Below are 17,962 nucleotides of genomic sequence, written 5' to 3' on the forward strand. Positions count from 1 at the left end.
ATTATTAAATATAGATTTATAAATCTGGCAGTGAGTACTTGGAATTACTCAAAAATTTGTTGATCGCACTCATCCGTGCCGCCACTTTACCTACACCTTTAAAATACGAAGCGTCCGTATTATATAGGTTTTTGAAATCGCGAGCATACGAAAGAGCGCTGTCCGTTTTTCTTCCTATTTGTGCATTGTACGCCTTGTTATAGCTTGCAATCAGTGTCACGACATTTTGAGCCCGTCTTTTCTTAAGAGCTTCTTTCTGAGCCAACTCTTGCTTACGTTTGGCTTCGGCAGCAGCCTTCTCCTTTGCAATTCTGGCGTCATTTTCTTTTTTCCACGCTATATAAGCTTCATACTTCGCTTGCTGGTCGTATTTTGCTTGCAGTGCCTTACGTGCTGCTTCTTTTTTCTGTTGCTCCTGCTTCGCCAGATAAGCTTCATATTTAGCCTGCTTCTCGTATTTAGCCTGCAAGGCTTTACGTTCTTCCTCTTGTTTCTTCGTTTCCGCTTCCTTTTGTTTAGCCTCAGCAAGCTTTTTCTTTGCATCAGCTTCCTGCTTTGCCGCTTCTGCAGCCTTTTGCTTTTCGGCTTCTGCCTGTTTGAGTTTGGCGGCTTCCGCATCTTCTGCCGCTTTTGCTGCGGCTATACGAGCAGCCTCCTGCTGTTTAACCTCGGCCTGATCGGCAAGGATTTTAACTGTGGGTACACCCCCGGCAAGCAGTACAATGAGCACTGCCGAGGAGATCATGAATTTTCTGGAACGGTAGAATGGAATCACTACCGGCTCAGTACTCTCCGTGTTTGAGTTGATTTTGGCATCCAGTTCCTTGATCGCGGCCTCTACTTCCAGCTGCATCGCACTGTTATCCGGAATGAAGTGATACAGTGACCGATAAACCTCAAGGGCCGCTGCTGGTTTGTCTTCATCCTCCAGCGCTCTAGCTTGTAAAAACAGCCGGTTTACAACGGCCTCCTGGTCCGGAGATTGTTTTGAATTCGATGTATTTCCAGCTTTAGCATCTTGTTTCACACTCGTTGATGTTTCGGAGTCTTTTGGCGTGGCAACCACATCAGTTTCTGAAGATTCTGCTACATCCTCTTGCGGCGCTTCCAGAGCAGCCAGAAAGGCTTCAGCCTGCTGGGTGTCCACAGACGCAAGGGCAATGTACCATTCCCCAAACGTTGGACAACTGCTCAGATCATGACTTTCCCATGCCCGGATAAACAGATCTGATAATTTGGAGCCCCAGCGATTCTCAAGGGAACCGCGCATCGCGAAATAACGCTCGCTCGAAGTCTGCATCTCATGTTGATCAAAATAACTCTCTCCCCAAGCTTTCTCTACTATGGCGGGGTCGGACCAGCATAACATCTCGGCGATAATAACAGCTCCGGCAAATCGATCTGCATAAGAACTCCACAAGCCGCTGTGTACCGTTCGATGGGCTGCGTAACCAGGTGAACCAGCAAGCAATGCATCTGGTCGATCCATCTTGGAGCCGTACATCTGCTCCACATCAACCAGTTCAACTGCAGAAGTCAGGGCCGAGTTCTGCACTTCGGAAAAAAACGGAATCATTACATTCGGAGCAGACATATCACAATGTGCGAGTCCACGTTGCTCCATTGCAGAACCTGTACCTGCAAGTGCTCTAGCCAACTGCAGACTTTCCTCCGCTGTCAGCTGCTTTTGATCACTGATCACATCGAACCAGGTCAGACCCTGTACCCAAGGCATCAGTACTGCATATAACAGATCGGGATGTTCTCCAATAAGCGCTCCGTTTCTTTCCGGAGTGAGCACTTCACGCTTGCATACCCGCAAGCCTGGCAGTTCACTATATGGCTCCATATGCTCGGACTGATAGACCATAGCCGGGATACGGAATTTTGGAAAAAATACTTTTAGTGCTTTTGCCCCATGAATGGTACCCGTCCGGGGAATCAATTGATAAACTATACCTTGCCTTCCCGCTTGGGCATAAGCAAGCCCCGGTGCAGCCGGATGTTGACCAATCGTATAGGCAATATCATTAATCACCACTTCATCGCCGGGATTCGGTTGAAAAGACATGCTCATCCCTCTCTCTGTTTTTTGTGTCATAGTTGCGGCAAAAACCGGGTGTAATCCACCCGGTTTTTGCCGTAATCTTGCAATCTTTAACTTGATGCCCGCATATGGCCAGGACGATGAAAATTATCAAATCGTCTGGACCTTATGTAAGAGCAGATTAACGAGATTGGTCTGCTGTGCGGAATTTAGTCGCGATTGCTGAAAGTTCTACACTAATGCTATTCAACGTTTGAACGAAGGATTGCATTTGTTTGCTAGCTTCCTGGAACTCTTGGAAGAAACGTTGCTTCGTCATACCTTCCCATTGTCCTTCCATGCTTGTGATGGATTGAGTCAATGAAGATACGATTTGTTGACTTTGTTCTCCACTTTGTTTGAATTGGTTTGAAACCTGATCCAGTTGTTCTGGGGTAACTAAAATACGTCCTGCCATTGTTAAATTCCTCCTTGATGTGTGCAATTAAATTTGTTTGTTCAAATTGTACTATACAAGGATCATTCGGACAAAAGCCGAAGGACCTAATCCTATTTACCCCATTTTTAGCATATGAAACTTCAACTAACAGACTATTTACAATTTATTTAACGTGCAGTTGTACTACATTTGATAGGCCGCTATGAAACTACAGGTTCAGTTCCTCTTCTTTCTCGAAAAGAAGGGTCTCTGAATCTCCATGAAACAGGCTCAGGCTGTGTAGCCTGAACAAGGGTTGCCGGAGAACCATCAGGTGGAGCACTATCCTGTATCCGATACACAGCCGCCATAGCGGAAAGCGGGTCGGATACAACAGCTACATCAGCAGCATGCGCAGGCAGGATATCGCCACCGCGGCTACTCTGAAGAACATTCAGCATATTGACCGCATTGCCATAGGCCACATTGACATGACTCAGCACGGAACGATATTCCATGTCTGCTTGTTGGAATAACAATGCCTTGCGCCCGAGCTGTACACTTAAGTCCATCAAACGACGAAGGGCTTCCTCACCCAGCCGTTTACTACGATTCCATTCGCTCATCACCGCTGCACGGGACTCGATATCCCAATCCAGCGAATGTATCGCCTGATCCAACACTGTCATTTTTTGCTGTATTTGCTCCGCTGCATACTGAATCTGCCTGCTCAGTGCCCGAAGCACATCCGGTTCCACACGAATGCGCATTTACCATCACCTTTCCTCTTCCCCTGCAGGCTGTTTAAGCCAGTCCAGCAGCATTTCGTGAAACTGTTCTTTTGTTGTGAGCGCTGCAACGAGCCAGTCATCCGAAGCCGCCGTGCTCATTCGGAATAACCAGTTGGAGGCTGCACTCGCGGTAAATGCCGCCGATTGTGACTGCCAGCCCTCCTGTCCCCATACAAGCAATCTGAGCTCTCCGTCAGATTGCTTGCCTACCAGACAACGTGCTAATGCCAGTGAACCTTCAGGATCATTCGTTTCCTGTGAGAGCTCATCAGCCACGGTTTGTACTTCATACCCCTTCAATCCGTTCATGACATCATAAAACTTTTTCTTGGAACACATCAGTGCCGGTTTATCCACTGGAGAATGGCCGCTCCACCTCATCCGCTCAATCAGAACATCAATGGCTTCACGAACATTACCCAAGTCACTTAGACGGAACGAATCGGGGACATCCGTAGCGCGGGCTACTTCAACGACCCGTTCATCCGTGCAGTGTATATAACTTTCCTGCGACTTCCCGTCAATCGTATAACGGAGCCAGCACGCTCTGTCGGATAATCCGGCAATGGCTACTCTGGAAAAAACGGTTGGTGTCATGATCAGCTCATTGGTATCTTGATCCTGAATCAAGTAGCCTTTGTCTAGCAAAGAGGTTTTGACACGCTCCCATTCCATGGCAATATCTTCTGCCATATAACCTCGGAAAGGGTCTTCCACGCCGAGCAATCGATCTGAACCGAGAATACCAGCCAGGAAAAATAGTTCCTTAATCTGTAACGTGACTACCTTTTGCTTAGAATCATGAACCGTCAACATTATGAGCCACCTCCCCTCAAACTACAACATGCCATCGGTCACGAATTTCTGAAATCCAATTATTCATTTTCCAGCTGCTATCGCATGGAACTGCTCCTTTAACCCTGGAATATTTGCGTTTTATATAATAACCTTGACCCGGTGGCAGTACCTTCAGCCCACCTGCGGTACCCCCGGATTCCGAATAAGGTATACGGAAGAACGAGAGATCATTAGGGTCCAAAGTCCCGAACAACAATCCGCTTTGGGATGCTTTTACATCACTTACCCAATCCGAACCGAACGTCGGAAAATCCGCCGGAACGCCTGAGAGAATCACATGAATGCCTCTGTCTCTGCCCTGACGAACAATAACACCGAGTTGATCTTTGATATTAAAATCGGTGAGCTGTTTGGACAAGGTGTCCGCATCATCCACGACAAGTACGATTTCGGGTCCTCCGGTAATTTCACCACGTTTTAGAACTTCATCGTACAACTCCTGAATGACAGGCGCAAGCAATTCTTCCCTCGATACGTGTCCACGGACATGGGGCAAACTGCTGATTTCACCTAATCCACCTGACCCATACCTCATATCTACCGTGTATATTTGCACATCCTCAGGTGAAGCATGGTAAGCCAGTGATAACATCCAGGTTTGCAAGAAAGTCGTTTTACCACCTTCCATCGGACTGGTCACCATAAAGTGCGGCCCTTCACGCAGGTTAAGTTCAAACGGCTCCAAATCATCCGTTAGCAGACCTACAGGTACATTTACCGTTGAAGTTCCCCCTACATTGCCGAAGGAACCTGTACGAACAAGCAAATCTTTAAGCTTGATTTCTTCCGGTAATGGCGCAATTTGTGGCGTTTCCTCACCCGTCCAGCCTTGACGAATCTCCGTAATTGCCCTGCGTAAAGCGGCAGATCGTTCACCCTCGTCCGCTCCTGAAGATGGCAGAGCAGCCTGGAACATCAGCGGTGGGACTTGTCCCTTCACTAGACCTCGGCCAGGAGGCAGCTGGCTTGGCGCCTTGGAAGGCCGCCCTACAGCATAATAATAATCACTTGGATCAGAGAGCTCAAATGAAACAGCATTTTGAATATTGCTTCTGAATTTTTCGAAAATATCAGTGACCCGATTGGCGGTCAGCACAAAGGTAATACCTAAACTTCCGCCTTCTCGCAAAATGGTCTCGAGCGATTCATTCTCATCCGGGTAAGCATTACGGAAAGACATATATCCGTCAATAACCACAATAATCTGTGGAACTGTAGCATGAGCCGTACGACGATAAGCCGAAATCGTTTTAACCCCGGCCTCCGAGATCATATCTTTGCGCTGCGCCGAGATTTTCAGAATGTAACGGAACAAACGCTTGATCCTGTCTTCCTCCTCGGCCATCATCACGCCACCGATCTGCGGAAGCCCAGCGAAGTCTTTCATCATACGTCCCATATCAATAATGTATCCGTTCCACGGCTCTGTGCGCTCCGTACGGGCAAGAGACATCAATAACGTTTGAACAAAAGTCGTTTTGCCAAGTCCAGGCATGCCGTATACGACAAGGTGTCCTTGATCCACAGGCAATGCCAGCGGCAACTGACGCTGATTCGGAAGATCATCCAGCATACCCACCAAAGGTTTAAGACCACTCGCCCCATCATCAAGCAGAGATTCTCTTTTCTCCTTCTGCTTCCAGTCGTGAAGACCGTCCAGTTCGAGTATCTCTGGCAGCGGAGGCAACCAAGGTCCAGGCAAACGTTCTATGCCGGCTTCTGTAGCAGCCTTTGCCACATAATCAATGAACACTTGCAGCTGTTTCGGCACATCCTCTCCCTTGAGAACAGCTCTTCGCTCTCCTGTCAGCAGTGGTTCACGTTTGCCGTTCAGACGTACTTCCATTACAGGCAGTACCGTTGTTGAATCCTCCTGCTGATTATAAGGTGCGCCGCTCCAGGCAAATTGCATTTCTTCAAAGACTTCGTCACTGCCGACCTGAAAATAACCTCGGCCAGGCTTCGTAATCCATGCAGCATTCGGAATTTTTATCATATCTCTGCTGTCTCCCTCGCTCTGAACACGAAGACAGATACGGAAACGAGAGTTACTCCAAATTTTATCATCCACGACTCCCGCAGGTTTTTGGGTTGCGAGAATTAAGTGAACACCCAGTGTCCGGCCGATCGCCGCAATACTGATCAACTCATCCATAAATTCCGGCTGGTCACGTTTCAGTTGAGCAAACTCATCTATGATTATTACAAGATGCGGCAGTGGTTGTTCGTGTCTTGAACGCAAAATTTTGTAGTACTCATCAATATGTTGCAGGTTGCCCGCATCATTTAAAATCTTCTGTCTTCTCACCAGTTCAGCGCGAAGAGAAACATTGGCACGTTCAATAAGATTACCATCCAGATTCGTAATGGTACCTACAACATGCGGTAGATCGACAAAGGTATTAGACATACCTCCGCCCTTATAGTCGATCAGCATGAAAGCAAGATCATGTGGATGGAACTCGGCTGCCAGCGAAGCAACAATAGACTGAATAACCTCACTTTTACCTGAGCCTGTTGTACCCGCAATCAAACCATGGGGACCATGCCCTTGCCGCTCGATTTTATCGTGCAGATTAATAGCTATTTTTTTACCACCAGCTCTTACCCCCATAGGTACAGGCAGTGTGTCCGGATATCTGGTTTGCCCCCAGCGGGAGACAACATCCAGATCCTCCACACGTGAAGTGCTGAGCATATCGAATAGTGGCAACACTTGCGGGATCTCCGAAGCGGAGGAACGCTTCAGACGAATCGGTGACATATAACGGGATAACGCCTCTGCCGTCTCCTTGGAGATCACATCCGGTTTATATGTCTGCGAGACGACATCCGCATCTTCCGTCTTTTTGATGTACACTCCTTTGCCTTTGGAAGCCTCCATAATTAACTGGCAGTGCATAGGCAGGGATTGTTTGCGGTTCGCCAGCACAATCGTGCATACATCAATCTCTTGCGCAGCCTCCAGCAGTAGTGGAAGTAGAGGTTCTTCTTCAATCAGTTGCGTATCCGACAGAATAATAACATAACAAGGAGTTTGCACCGCTTTTTTGTAGCGATCTTCCTTGTTATTACGACGGCGGTTCAACACGGAAAACAAGCTGTCCGCCAATTGATGCGCACTGCTGTGCCTGTCGGCCATATATCGCTGTCCTTGATCCTCATCCCAAATATGAGGCAACCAGCGGAGCCATTCCCACTCCTTGGTATCCTTTTCTTCATAAAATGCAGCAAGTTTCAGTTCATCCGGTGAGTGCCTTACTGTAAGCTGTGAGACGATAACACGTAGCGAAGCCATCACTTCTTCCCGATCCCCCACCAGACCCATGACCTTGGATTCGAATAGAGGCAGGGTTATCGTGGCATCGGGCACGGTCTGAAATTCCGCAGCGAGTCCATGAGCGGCCTCAATCAACTCATCCTTTTCATATCCATCGATACGCGGTACCTGAAGTTTGATGCGAAACGGAATCTCTCCCGTACCGATACGTACCTGTAAAAAATCGTCATCTTCCGGGGAACGCTCCCAAAGCGAACTGTTTCGGTTCTTGACAATTTGCAGGCAGACGGATGGATCACCATGGATTTCATGCAGGCTCTTCACTTGCTCCGCCTGTGCTTCCTTCAATTCTTCACGATGCTTATCCAGCTGTGCAAGATACATCGCTTTACGTTCCTCGATCTTTTTGCGATATGATTTTTTATTGCTGAGATATACAAAGAACGGGATGGTATAAGATGTAAGCATCATCATAACCGTCATCATCTGGAACATCATATAATTGCTGTTATTCATTTTGCCAGTCATATTAATGTACACGTAGAAACCGATGCTGACCATCGTCATCATCACGGGAACCACGATTGAAATCATGGAAAATGTAGGTTTGTTCGGCTCTGCAGGCGGCCTGAGAATTTCGAGGCTCTCTTCCTTCAAAACCGGTGTCATTCTCGGAGAACGCTGATATAACACATTCACGAAGAAAAGACCTCCTTTTAGTCGTTCAATTAATGAATGATACGCCACAGAGCGTCATTCGTTGCTCTCCTGCTGAAATAATGAGCGTCTTCCGTAGATGGGTGCCTCTTCAGAAGTCGTTGAAAAAGCCCGCTGTACACGCACACTGCTTCCCTGACGTAGCCCCGTCTCCATTAGCTGCTGGGCGTTCTGGGGGGTAAACCATAGTCCCTCAGGAAATTTAGCTTCCAAAATATACTGAATGCCATCCCCCGGCGCCTGTCCGAATATTCGTACACCGAGCAACGTCTTCAGGTGTTCAATGGTGCATTCATCCGGAACCTCAATGTCGAACCATTCGCCTTCCTCCCGGCCGGAATACACGGTTAGAATCATGTGAAGCCCTCCCAAGGTCTCATATGTAAATTGTCCTAATGTCAGATTAAATCAAAAAAATGCGAGTGAAACGGTATTCCATCCTATTTTCTTATATAAAACCCTTGTTTGCAACGTATTCGCTGTAATTTTGTTACATATGACCCACGTTTATATTAAAATATCGTCCATTTGACTCAGAACTTTTGTGTCATTGTTTGGTAAAAAAATTGCAACGATGCGAAACTATCGCTGTGATTTCCATTTAATAGAAAAAGAAAGAAGAGATTCGGGACTTTTATTCCTTCGTCCACAATTGAATTGTGAACACTTTTCAAACTTTATCCACCTTTATGTTTTCATAAGCTGATTTTAAGGTAATTTTAAGCATTGGTATTTAATATTACCTGTATGAAATAACTCTCGTGAGGTGATTTCAAGTGAGAACTCTAATAACTTTTCAAGACAAATCAATCCCTGTATATTTTAATCAAGAAAACAAACAACCTGTGCAAAAAACATTAAGATTGCTTAGCAGTGCTCTTGAGCATAAGATCAGTAATGGTAAACGCGCTTTGCAAAAATGTCTGCACTCTTTGATTAGTATTGAAATTGTTGGCGGCGAAGCTATTCTTCACAGCCGCAGTGAAAATGACTCTCTTGCTCTATCGTTATATTGAAGAAGAGTCCAGTAACCTTCGTTTATGCGTTACCATGAAAAAGGAAGCTTCCCTATAAAGGTCAAGCTTCCTTTTTGACGTGGTTTTGGGCATATCCGCACCCTCTTATTTCAGCTTTTCCAACACGTAAGCCGCATCATGTTCTTCTGCAAACTCAGCTTTTCGTATTCGAATGACAAACAATCTAACCAAATTTTCTCGTGTATGTTCTTCCTGACAGGTATTTATTTTCCTTAAAATAAAGCGGTCAATGGACATAAGTTCCAAGCCCCTTTGCCATGATTTTTACGGAGTACTTCGTCCCGTGTATCCATAAATAACCAGATCAGAAGTTGCCCAAACAGCTTTTTCATTCGATTGAGAGTGTTATTTGCATCCGTTGTAAAATGATGCAAAAGCCCGTCCCAATATCGCTCAGACGGGCTTCATGCACCTCCTGTCGCTTCATCGCGAACCGACTCGGATAAACCACGGACTGCCTCTCTCTATTCATGCATATTCGACTTAGTTCACGCCCGGATACTCCCGAAATTGATGTTGTAGACTGATCCAGCGTGTACGTGTGAATTTATCAATCGCCCAGTCTCCGCCAAAACGACCTATGCCTGACGATTTCTCTCCGCCAAACATGACATGTGCTTCATCATTCACCGATTGATCGTTGACATGTACCATACCCGATTCAATCTGCCCTGCCACCCGGTACCCCCGCTCCAGATTGGCCGTAAATACAGAGCCACTCAGACCATAAGGAGTATCATTAGCCAGCCCAATAGCATCCTGCTCATCTGTAGCTTTCATAATGATAGCTACTGGTCCGAACAGCTCCTGCTGTACAATCTCCTGCTCGCGTTGGACATCTGCAAGCACGGTTGGCATAAGCACACTTTCCTGATGTTTTCCGCCAAGCACTAATTGCGCGCCTTCCTCTTTAGCCTGTTGTACGAGCTCTAGAAGCCGTTCCACTTCTTTCTTTCGGATTAGGGGACCTACCAGTGTTTTCTCGTCAGCCGGATCACCGGCATGTATGTTTTTCGTTTTGTTAACAAAGGATTGAACAAACCGATCGTAAATATCTTCGTGTACGATAATACGGTTTAGCGCCATGCAAATCTGACCCTGATGCAGGAACTTTCCGAATACAGCAGCCTGAGCCGCATGCTCAACATCCGCATCATTCAGAACGATCATCGCATTGTTGCCGCCGAGTTCCAGTGCAGTTTCTTTGAGATGCTCACCGGCGAGTTTACCAATGCCCTTACCCACTTCTGTAGAACCCGTAAATGAAATGACTTTAGGAATGGGATGTGTGACAAAATAATCCCCAATCTCGCTGCCACTTCCGGCGACTACATTTAATACGCCCTCTGGCAGACCCGCTTGTTCAAACAGATCCGCAATCAACCATCCTGCTGTAATCGGTGTATCCGAAGCGGGTTTAATCACCACACCGTTGCCGAGTGCGATTGCGGGTGCGACGGAACGCAAACATAGATGTAGCGGAAAATTCCATGGTCCAATAACGCCGATAACCCCTTTGGGCTCACGGACTACCCGATTTTCTTTGCCCGGCGTATTGGACGGAAGCAGTTCGCCTTTCATTCGAAAAGGAAATGAAGCCGATTCATCCACAATACGTTTCGCTGCGGCAAATTCTGCTTCAGCTTTGATGCGGTGCTACCGGATTCCGTAATGAGTAGCTGTATAATCTCATTTTTTCGTTCTTCCATTAAAGATGAGACTTTACGAAGCACCCCTTCCTTAACGGAAGGCAACGTTGCTTTCCATTCCACCGAACTCTTTTGCGCAGACTTATAAGCCTGATCTATATCCTCTGGACTGGAAGAACGCCAGGTCGCGATCACTTCACCCGTATACGGATTCATGTTTTCAATCGTTTTCTCGCCTGAGCCTTCCACCCATTTACCTGAAATGAACTGTTTAGTCCATGTCGCTGATTTATGTTGGTTATCTACTAAAGTCATTACACAAGCCTCCGATCTTCAGATTAGAATGTACATTAAAAAAACGATGTCTCATTCATTAACCTTGTTCGAAGTTAGGCAAACGGATAATGCAACCTGAAAGCGGATCGGGCTTTGTCACAATATGAATAAAGCAACGTGTGCACTATGCCTCAAAAGAAGCTAGATCAGGCCAGCCATACGCGACTTCCTCCAGATCTTCATCCCCGATACGAATCGACTGTGTATGAACAGGTATACCACCCATTTTTTCATAAAAACGACACGCCGGGTTTTGCTCCAAAGCCCAAATCATCATATTATCAATCTTGCATGTCTGGAGGTGCTGAACCACCTGCTTCACAAGTTGTCTGCCTATTCCAGAATTTTGATGAGACTGGAGCAGATAAATGGCGTACAGCTCGCCATCATAGGGTAGTTGACCTTCGCGTTCCTTACCTCCACAGGCAAAACCGACAATTTCCCCCTCTTCATCCTCGGCGACGATCAAAATCTGATCATTTTCGCTAGCGCGTAACTGCTGCTCCCACTGAGCTAATCGTGATTCTGTAGTCAAAAGATGCAAAACGTGATCTGGCACAATTCCGCGGTATGTCGTTTTCCAGCTTTCTGTATGTACGTATGCGATCCCCCTCGCATCCCCTTCACGTGCTAACCTTATATGCATAGCTTCGCCCCCTTTTCAAAAAAAAGAATATCCGGCCTATGGCCGGATCGTAACTCGGGTTCCCACGGATACCTTTGAGGACAAATCCAGCACGTCTGAATTGTACATCCGAATGCAGCCATGTGATACGGACTTGCCAATCGACGATGGTTCGTTGGTTCCATGAATACCATAATGGGGTTTGGACAGGCCCATCCAGAGCACACCGAAAGGCCCTCCAGGATTCTCTTGTTTGTTGACAATGGTGAACTCTCCGCTTGGAGTGCTGGTCAGCATTTTACCTGTGGCTACCGGATAACCTTTCACAACTTGATCTCCATCTAGCAGATATAACATATGGTCGGACAAGTCCACGATGATTCTGTAATTCGGCATCACGACATCCCTCCTGCCTTATCCTATGCAAGACAAATACGGATGCCCCGCCTCATATCAGTCCTGTTCCCAATCTTTGGCCCGATGGGCATGCTTGGCCTTGCGTGTTTTTACCGGTTTGCTTGAAGCTGTCCTTTTGCGCGAAGCCACCTCCTCCTTGCGCCGCTGATACTGCATTTCTTTCTGCATCTTGAGGAAGTTATTCAGCCTCTTCTCATCCAGCTCACCGTTTGCAATGGCCTCTTTAACTGCACAGCCCTCTTCCTTCGTATGACTGCAATCCATAAATCTGCACGCGCCAGACAGCTCTTCAATCTCTCCAAATGCCTGTGAAAGACCTTCTTCTCCTTCGTCCCAGAGATGAAGTTCACGCATGCCCGGCGTATCGATCAAGACTGCTCCCTGTGGTAATACAAACATCTCCCGATGTGTCGTTGTATGTCTGCCACGGCTGTCCCCTTCACGCACGGATTGCGTAATCTGAACATCCTTGCCCATCATCCAGTTGACCAGTGTGGACTTACCACTTCCGGAGGAGCCTGTGAGCGCTACAGTTGCACCTGGTTTCAGATAGGTTTCCAGCATTTCCTTCCCTTGTCCTTCGATTGCCGAAATTGCCAGTACCTCCACGCCTGGTGCAATACCCTCCACTTCACGGATTCGTCCCTGCACATCATCACACAGATCACTTTTACTCAGGACGATAACCGGTCTTACTCCCCCGTTCCAAGCCATTAACACATATCTTTCAAGTCTTCTGAGGTTAAAATCATGATTAAGCGCCGCAACGATCAGAAGGGCGTCTACGTTCGCTGCTATCAATTGTTCTTTCGTTACCGGGCCAGCGGCTTGCCTGGATACACGACTCTGACGTGGCAATACATGATGAATAATCACTTCTTCGCCCTGTTCTCCTGCCACAGCTACCCAATCGCCAACAGCAGGTGCAAGTCCTGTCTCCAAGTTGTCATGACGGAGTTTTCCCGACACTTTGCCCCAACATTCTCCGTCCGCTGTGATCAGACGCTGCATATGTCCATGATCTGCAATAATCCGAGCAGGCCGTCTGGATTCCAAGCCCAACTGTTCCTCAGACCATCGTTTCTCCCATGCCGCAGACCAGCCATAATTTTCAATGCCCTTATTTTCCATACGTTGATTTAAAATAAAAATTCCTCCCAGATTGTTTATGATTCAGTTGAAGTGTGTTTAAATTCATTTTTTTTTCACGACACCATCCTGCATCTCCGATTACAGATCCAAACAAAAAAACCACGAGGTTGTTCACACCCGCGGCAATCCATAGTTATCCGAATATGAGGTTGCCTCCACAGCATGTTGAATAACGGTCATCCTGTACTCCGTCCGTTATCCCAGCCCTGGAACTCCCCATATCAGCACACAAAAAAGCCACGGGTACGTCACCCGTGACTTCGTATGAAGGTCTTATCATCGCTCGCCAAAGTTGGATACTTCTATCCAGCTATAGCAAAATCGATGTACCTTGATCCGTTCCGGAGACGCTGTTCCTATTCAACTCCACGTATACTGCCGTTAGATTTGTCATGAACATCGCCTCCCTTGTAGAATATGCCATCATGTTACACAGTCTGTTGTGCATTTGTCAAGCCCATTGTTTTTTGTAGCTATTCTCTCTTTATTTCACTTGATCCCATCTCGTCCACATTTCTCGAGGGTTTAGTTCATACACTCCGTCTTCGCGGTACATGAACTGATGCATGATAAACTCCCGGCGAAGGGTTGCAAAATCCTCATGATATTCCTGAATAAACGAGTTGATTTCTTTCTCGCTGTACTTGCGTCCAGACTCTAATTGTTCAACCAGATATTCAAGCACAACCAGCTTTTTCTTGTACTGCGCAGGAATTTGGCGAAGCCGGCCATCCTTGGAAAAAAAGTTTCTCATGATAGACGCTTTCAGTGTTTCGTTCACATCTGTCATATCAGACTGCTCCTTTCTTTTGAAAATAAAATCAACTGAAGCCTGGGCATGTTCGCGAATGAACGAAGGGTTCAGGGTAAAATAAACCGTATTTTTCTCCCGTCGCTCTTGAATAAGCGTAGCTTCTCTCAGCTTGGCAGCATGATGAGTCACCGTCGGCTGAGACAAGTTAAGGCGCTCCGCCAGCGCTTGACCATGCAGTTCTCCTTCGGAAAGCAGCAAAAGCATCCGAAGGCGGGTAGGATCAGCCAAGGCTTTGTGATAGGCCACAATTTTCTCAAGCTGCATCAACATACACCTCACATTCAATTAGATAAATATCTAATTTGATACTAGTCTTTATTCATCTGGAAGTCAATTCAATTTATTTTTTGATTTTTCAACACATTGTGTTGCCTCGCAGAACTGGCATTGAAGTGTTATTTACGGTAGGATTATATTGCTTGTAATGAAGGAGGATTAAGAACATGGAAGATGTCATTATTATTGGCGGAGGCCCATGCGGTCTGTCCGCTGCCATTGAATGCGAGCGGGTAGGATTGTCCGCTGTCATTATTGAGAAACACAATATCGTACAATCCATCTATCTCTACCCAACTCACATGCAATTTTTCAGTACGGCGGAGTTGCTGGAGATCGGGAACGTGCCGTTCAGTTCGGCCAATGACAAGCCGTTTCGTTATGAAGCACTTGCCTATTATCGCAAAGTAGCCGAACATTTCGGCCTGCGTATTCATAATTATGAGGAAGCCCGTGAGATTCAGCGTAAGGAAGACGGCACCTTCGAGGTACATACGGTTAATCGGCGTGGAGAAACCATCGTACATCAAGGGCGGCATGTCGTTGTGGCTACCGGCTATTTCGATCACCCGAATTACCTCGGCATTCCAGGTGAAGACAAGGATAAAGTCACGCATTACTTCCGCGAGGCACACCCATATACCAATACACGCGTGGCTATCATTGGTGGAAGTAACTCAGCGGTTGACGCCGCCATGGAGCTTGTCCGGGTTGGCGCTCATATTGATATGGTATACCGCGGTACAGGTCTGTCCGAGCATATTAAACCTTGGGTTCGCCCGTTATTTGAAAGTATGGTACAGAAAAACTTCATTACGCTTCATCTTGGTTCCCGTGTCAATGAAATCCTGGATGATTCCATTCGAATTGTGCATACAGATGGTTCGGAAAGCGAGCTTGAGAATGACTTCGTGCTCGCCATGACCGGCTTTCGACCTGACCGCCAATTGCTTGCTTCCATTGGAGCAGAGATGTCTGAGGATATGGATAAGCCACTGTACGATCCACAAACGATGGAAAGTAGTGTACCAGGCGTTTATGTGGGCGGTGTTATCGCTTCTGGACGCAATGCCAATGAAGTATTCATTGAGTCAGGCCGCTGGCATGGACGGTACATTGCTGAACATATCATTAGCAAAACAGAACATACCATTGACAATTCAGAACATCGTGGCAGCAAAAATCATGCTCAGTCTGAGGAGCAATGAAATCCATGGATATGACCTCTCTCCTGTTGCTCGTGTTCGCAGCGCTTGGCATCATCAGCAGTAACACACCTGTAACTGTAGCGATGGTATTCCTGTTACTGCTTCGTGTACTCAATGTCAATCAAGCCTTTCCCTGGCTTGAAAAATACGGGCTCACACTGGGTATTATTATTCTGACAATCGGTGTCATGGCTCCTCTCGCCAGCGGTAAAATGAGCTTGCAGACCATAGGTGAATCGTTTCTGCACTGGAAGTCACTACTCGCCATTGGCGTTGGTTTGCTTGTGGCTTATCTGGGCGGTCGCGGCGCATCGCTGATGAGCACACAGCCAACAGTTGTGGCAGGCCTCTTGATCGGTACAGTTCTTGGCGTTGCCTTGTTCAAAGGTGTACCTGTCGGGCCTTTGATTGCAGCGGGCATCCTGTCCCTGCTTTTAGGTAAATCCTGAACCGTACGGTACGGTAATCGTGTATGCTTTTGCAAACTGGCTGTATTTCCCACCGCTCTGTGCTATACTTCTATTCATGCAAACCGATACATGAATTTTGCAACAGGGAATGGGCATCTTTCTCACCTTGTCAGATGAACTCATTCAGCACTTCACGACGTTTATCGTCCTCAGGAGGATTCAGGAACCATGTCACGTCCCTTTGTTACCGAAGCCGTGATGGTGGCTATTTACGGTCAATTGCTTGCGCCGCCGGCGCCTGTGGAATATATCGTTCCTTACACCACCATCCTTGAACTATATGAATTTCAGAGCAGTGCTGACCCCATGATGGATAATGCTACAGATGATCAGCATGTTAAAACCAAGATCAATGAATTAATCTCCTACTTTGAAGAGCCGTTAAATAAGAAAAAGATTGAGCGCGCCCTGGCGGTACCATGGGCAAAAAGCCCCGCCATTCTATTTGGTGATCAAGCCTCCATTACGATTGTTAACGCCATGGATACCGCTCAATATGGAGAATATTTTGATCCGATAGAGACAGAACTGATTCTTACTTCTCAGCGTCTGGGGATTCCAATCCTGACCGATCAAGTGGAGTTAATCGCCCGTATCATTGAGTCCGAATCACCTGTGCAGGTGTTTGATATCGATGATTTCGATTTTGCAATGGATGATGAGCCGCTGGATCAGGTATAATCCTGAGAACACATATACGAAAAAATGCAAAAGACCTCAACTTTCACTGTATAGTGGCAGTCGAGGTCTTTTTCGAGTTCATGTACTTTTAGTGGCACGTATTACTTTAAGCCAGACTGTTCCAGTAGCGTTTGGCTAATACTGTTCATCGGCGGCAGTGCATTCGGCTCAAAAAACTTTAATCCCGCATCGCTGTTTACTCGCGCTTCCACAAGATGATCAAGAATAATTCGAGCCTTAAACAAGGCGATAACATAATACTCCTCATCCCCGTTCGCATGCACTTGCCGCAATTCCGGTCCAGAGTATAATGATTCAAAGCTCATCGACTCCGTTGTCCAACCGGTTTCTTCCCAAAGTTCACGAAGTGCTGCCCCTTCAATCGTCTCTCCAGGACGCATCTCTCCAACAGGTATTCGCCAATGCCCTTGTTCGGCATGCTGGATGAGCAGTAGCTCACCTTGATCATTCGCAGCCATTATGGCTGCTTTGACTACAATATTTGCACGTTTCGCAATATATTGCCCAATATCCCGTGTCGGTAGATCCACTCCTCATCCCTCCTTTTTAAAAAAAGACGGTGCTCGCGTTCCATTTATGGACTAATGTTTTATTACACTTCGGTATAACGATATTCAATATCCTGACCATCCTCTACAACATCTACATGCAACTGATGCCCTTTCAGATACCAGTAATCGTGATCTTCCATAAAAAATTGAATGCCGGAAACTTCCGTTTGATCCGCAGGATGTCTCGGTTTTTCAACGGCAATTCCCAAAGAAAATCCCGGATGAAGACCACCGCCAGAGCTGTAACGAGCAAAAAAGCGAATGCTGTCTCCTTCATTCAAGTTCAATTCTTCTTTGTACCAGCGGGCAGCTTGGTCGGATACATGTATGGTACTCATATGATGTCAGCTCCTTTTGTATATATATGTTACATCATATCGCTAGAGCGGCTTGAACACAAACCCTACAAATCATACACAGGCATACGATCTTGTGAAAAATGTTTGACAGATTGTAAAAACGGGTGGTAAGATGCAAACATACGAGGTCTACATTGCATTTATTTCCATTAACAAGAAAGGGTGATTACGGTGTTTAACACACATAAGTTGGTTCACATTCACACACAATTAAATACCGGAGTATCCCCGAAATCACTTTTCCGTTCATAAGAC

The 17,962-nt window shown here is 46.6% G+C and carries 17 protein-coding genes and 1 pseudogene; 4 read left to right on the plus strand and 14 right to left on the minus strand.

All coding sequences use genetic code 11. The features are described 5' to 3' along the window. Nucleotides 1–16 precede the first annotated feature (16 nt). The 6 genes from MHI38_RS28525 to MHI38_RS28550 all read right to left on the minus strand — a co-directional run bounded on the left by MHI38_RS28525 (nt 17) and on the right by MHI38_RS28550 (nt 8,468). Nucleotides 17–2,071, minus strand: coding sequence for a hypothetical protein (locus MHI38_RS28525; protein ID WP_341181996.1), 2,055 nt, complete (start codon nt 2,069–2,071; stop codon nt 17–19). 157 nt (nt 2,072–2,228) lie between these two features. Next, nucleotides 2,229–2,504 carry a WXG100 family type VII secretion target gene (locus tag MHI38_RS28530; RefSeq protein ID WP_090921054.1) on the minus strand — a complete coding sequence of 92 codons (276 nt, stop codon included), beginning with the start codon at nt 2,502–2,504 and terminating at the stop codon, nt 2,229–2,231. 182 nt (nt 2,505–2,686) lie between these two features. Next, nucleotides 2,687–3,235: a WXG100 family type VII secretion target gene (locus MHI38_RS28535; protein ID WP_154983861.1), complete on the minus strand. Its 549-nt coding sequence runs from the start codon at nt 3,233–3,235 to the stop codon at nt 2,687–2,689. A 6-nt stretch (nt 3,236–3,241) separates the two neighbouring features. Next, nucleotides 3,242–4,072, minus strand: coding sequence for a hypothetical protein (locus MHI38_RS28540; protein ID WP_090921057.1), 831 nt, complete (start codon nt 4,070–4,072; stop codon nt 3,242–3,244). Between the two features lie 16 nt (nt 4,073–4,088). Continuing rightward, nucleotides 4,089–8,093: a type VII secretion protein EssC gene (gene essC / locus MHI38_RS28545; RefSeq protein ID WP_341181997.1), complete on the minus strand. Its 4,005-nt coding sequence runs from the start codon at nt 8,091–8,093 to the stop codon at nt 4,089–4,091. Between the two features lie 54 nt (nt 8,094–8,147). Continuing rightward, nucleotides 8,148–8,468, minus strand: coding sequence for a hypothetical protein (locus MHI38_RS28550; protein WP_154886320.1), 321 nt, complete (start codon nt 8,466–8,468; stop codon nt 8,148–8,150). Nucleotides 8,469–8,887: 419 nt separating this feature from the next. Between MHI38_RS28550 and MHI38_RS28555 the strand changes: the two genes are divergently transcribed. Then, nucleotides 8,888–9,127 (plus strand): hypothetical protein, encoded by a 240-nt coding sequence (locus MHI38_RS28555; protein WP_090921063.1) that lies wholly within the window; start codon nt 8,888–8,890, stop codon nt 9,125–9,127. A gap of 105 nt (nt 9,128–9,232) precedes the next feature. On the opposite strand, the gene MHI38_RS28560 is transcribed toward MHI38_RS28555, so the two are convergent. From MHI38_RS28560 to MHI38_RS28590, 6 genes and pseudogenes are all read right to left on the minus strand, one after another. Continuing rightward, nucleotides 9,233–9,385 carry a hypothetical protein gene (locus MHI38_RS28560; RefSeq protein ID WP_167375738.1) on the minus strand — a complete coding sequence of 51 codons (153 nt, stop codon included), beginning with the start codon at nt 9,383–9,385 and terminating at the stop codon, nt 9,233–9,235. 246 nt (nt 9,386–9,631) lie between these two features. Continuing rightward, nucleotides 9,632–11,112: pseudogene (locus MHI38_RS28565) on the minus strand (aldehyde dehydrogenase family protein). A gap of 145 nt (nt 11,113–11,257) precedes the next feature. Beyond that, on the minus strand, nt 11,258–11,779 hold the full coding sequence (locus tag MHI38_RS28575; RefSeq protein ID WP_154886321.1) for a GNAT family N-acetyltransferase: 522 nt from the start codon (nt 11,777–11,779) through the stop codon (nt 11,258–11,260). Nucleotides 11,780–11,815: 36 nt separating this feature from the next. Continuing rightward, nucleotides 11,816–12,154, minus strand: coding sequence for a L,D-transpeptidase (locus MHI38_RS28580; protein WP_090921069.1), 339 nt, complete (start codon nt 12,152–12,154; stop codon nt 11,816–11,818). A 57-nt stretch (nt 12,155–12,211) separates the two neighbouring features. Beyond that, on the minus strand, nt 12,212–13,306 hold the full coding sequence (gene rsgA / locus MHI38_RS28585) for a ribosome small subunit-dependent GTPase A (RefSeq protein WP_154886322.1): 1,095 nt from the start codon (nt 13,304–13,306) through the stop codon (nt 12,212–12,214). Between the two features lie 505 nt (nt 13,307–13,811). After that, complete coding sequence (locus MHI38_RS28590; protein WP_154886323.1) at nt 13,812–14,405, minus strand: metalloregulator ArsR/SmtB family transcription factor; 594 nt, start codon at nt 14,403–14,405, stop codon at nt 13,812–13,814. A 179-nt stretch (nt 14,406–14,584) separates the two neighbouring features. Between MHI38_RS28590 and MHI38_RS28595 the strand changes: the two genes are divergently transcribed. From MHI38_RS28595 to MHI38_RS28605, 3 genes are all read left to right on the plus strand, one after another. Beyond that, complete coding sequence (locus tag MHI38_RS28595) at nt 14,585–15,625, plus strand: YpdA family putative bacillithiol disulfide reductase (protein ID WP_341181998.1); 1,041 nt, start codon at nt 14,585–14,587, stop codon at nt 15,623–15,625. A 5-nt stretch (nt 15,626–15,630) separates the two neighbouring features. Further along, a complete protein-coding gene (locus MHI38_RS28600; protein WP_090921075.1) occupies nt 15,631–16,074 on the plus strand; it encodes a DUF441 domain-containing protein in 444 nt (147 codons plus the stop codon). A gap of 189 nt (nt 16,075–16,263) precedes the next feature. Next, nucleotides 16,264–16,776: an ADP-heptose synthase gene (locus tag MHI38_RS28605; RefSeq protein ID WP_090921076.1), complete on the plus strand. Its 513-nt coding sequence runs from the start codon at nt 16,264–16,266 to the stop codon at nt 16,774–16,776. Nucleotides 16,777–16,877: 101 nt separating this feature from the next. Here the strand turns inward: MHI38_RS28605 and MHI38_RS28610 are convergent, their stop codons facing one another. Together MHI38_RS28610 and MHI38_RS28615 are read right to left on the minus strand one after the other, a co-directional pair. Beyond that, nucleotides 16,878–17,327 (minus strand): NUDIX domain-containing protein, encoded by a 450-nt coding sequence (locus tag MHI38_RS28610; RefSeq protein ID WP_221791105.1) that lies wholly within the window; start codon nt 17,325–17,327, stop codon nt 16,878–16,880. 62 nt (nt 17,328–17,389) lie between these two features. Beyond that, nucleotides 17,390–17,686: a HesB/YadR/YfhF family protein gene (locus MHI38_RS28615; RefSeq protein WP_154886324.1), complete on the minus strand. Its 297-nt coding sequence runs from the start codon at nt 17,684–17,686 to the stop codon at nt 17,390–17,392. Nucleotides 17,687–17,962 lie beyond the last annotated feature (276 nt).

Source organism: Paenibacillus sp. FSL K6-1558, assembly GCF_038002565.1.
GTDB lineage: Bacteria > Bacillota > Bacilli > Paenibacillales > Paenibacillaceae > Paenibacillus > Paenibacillus polysaccharolyticus.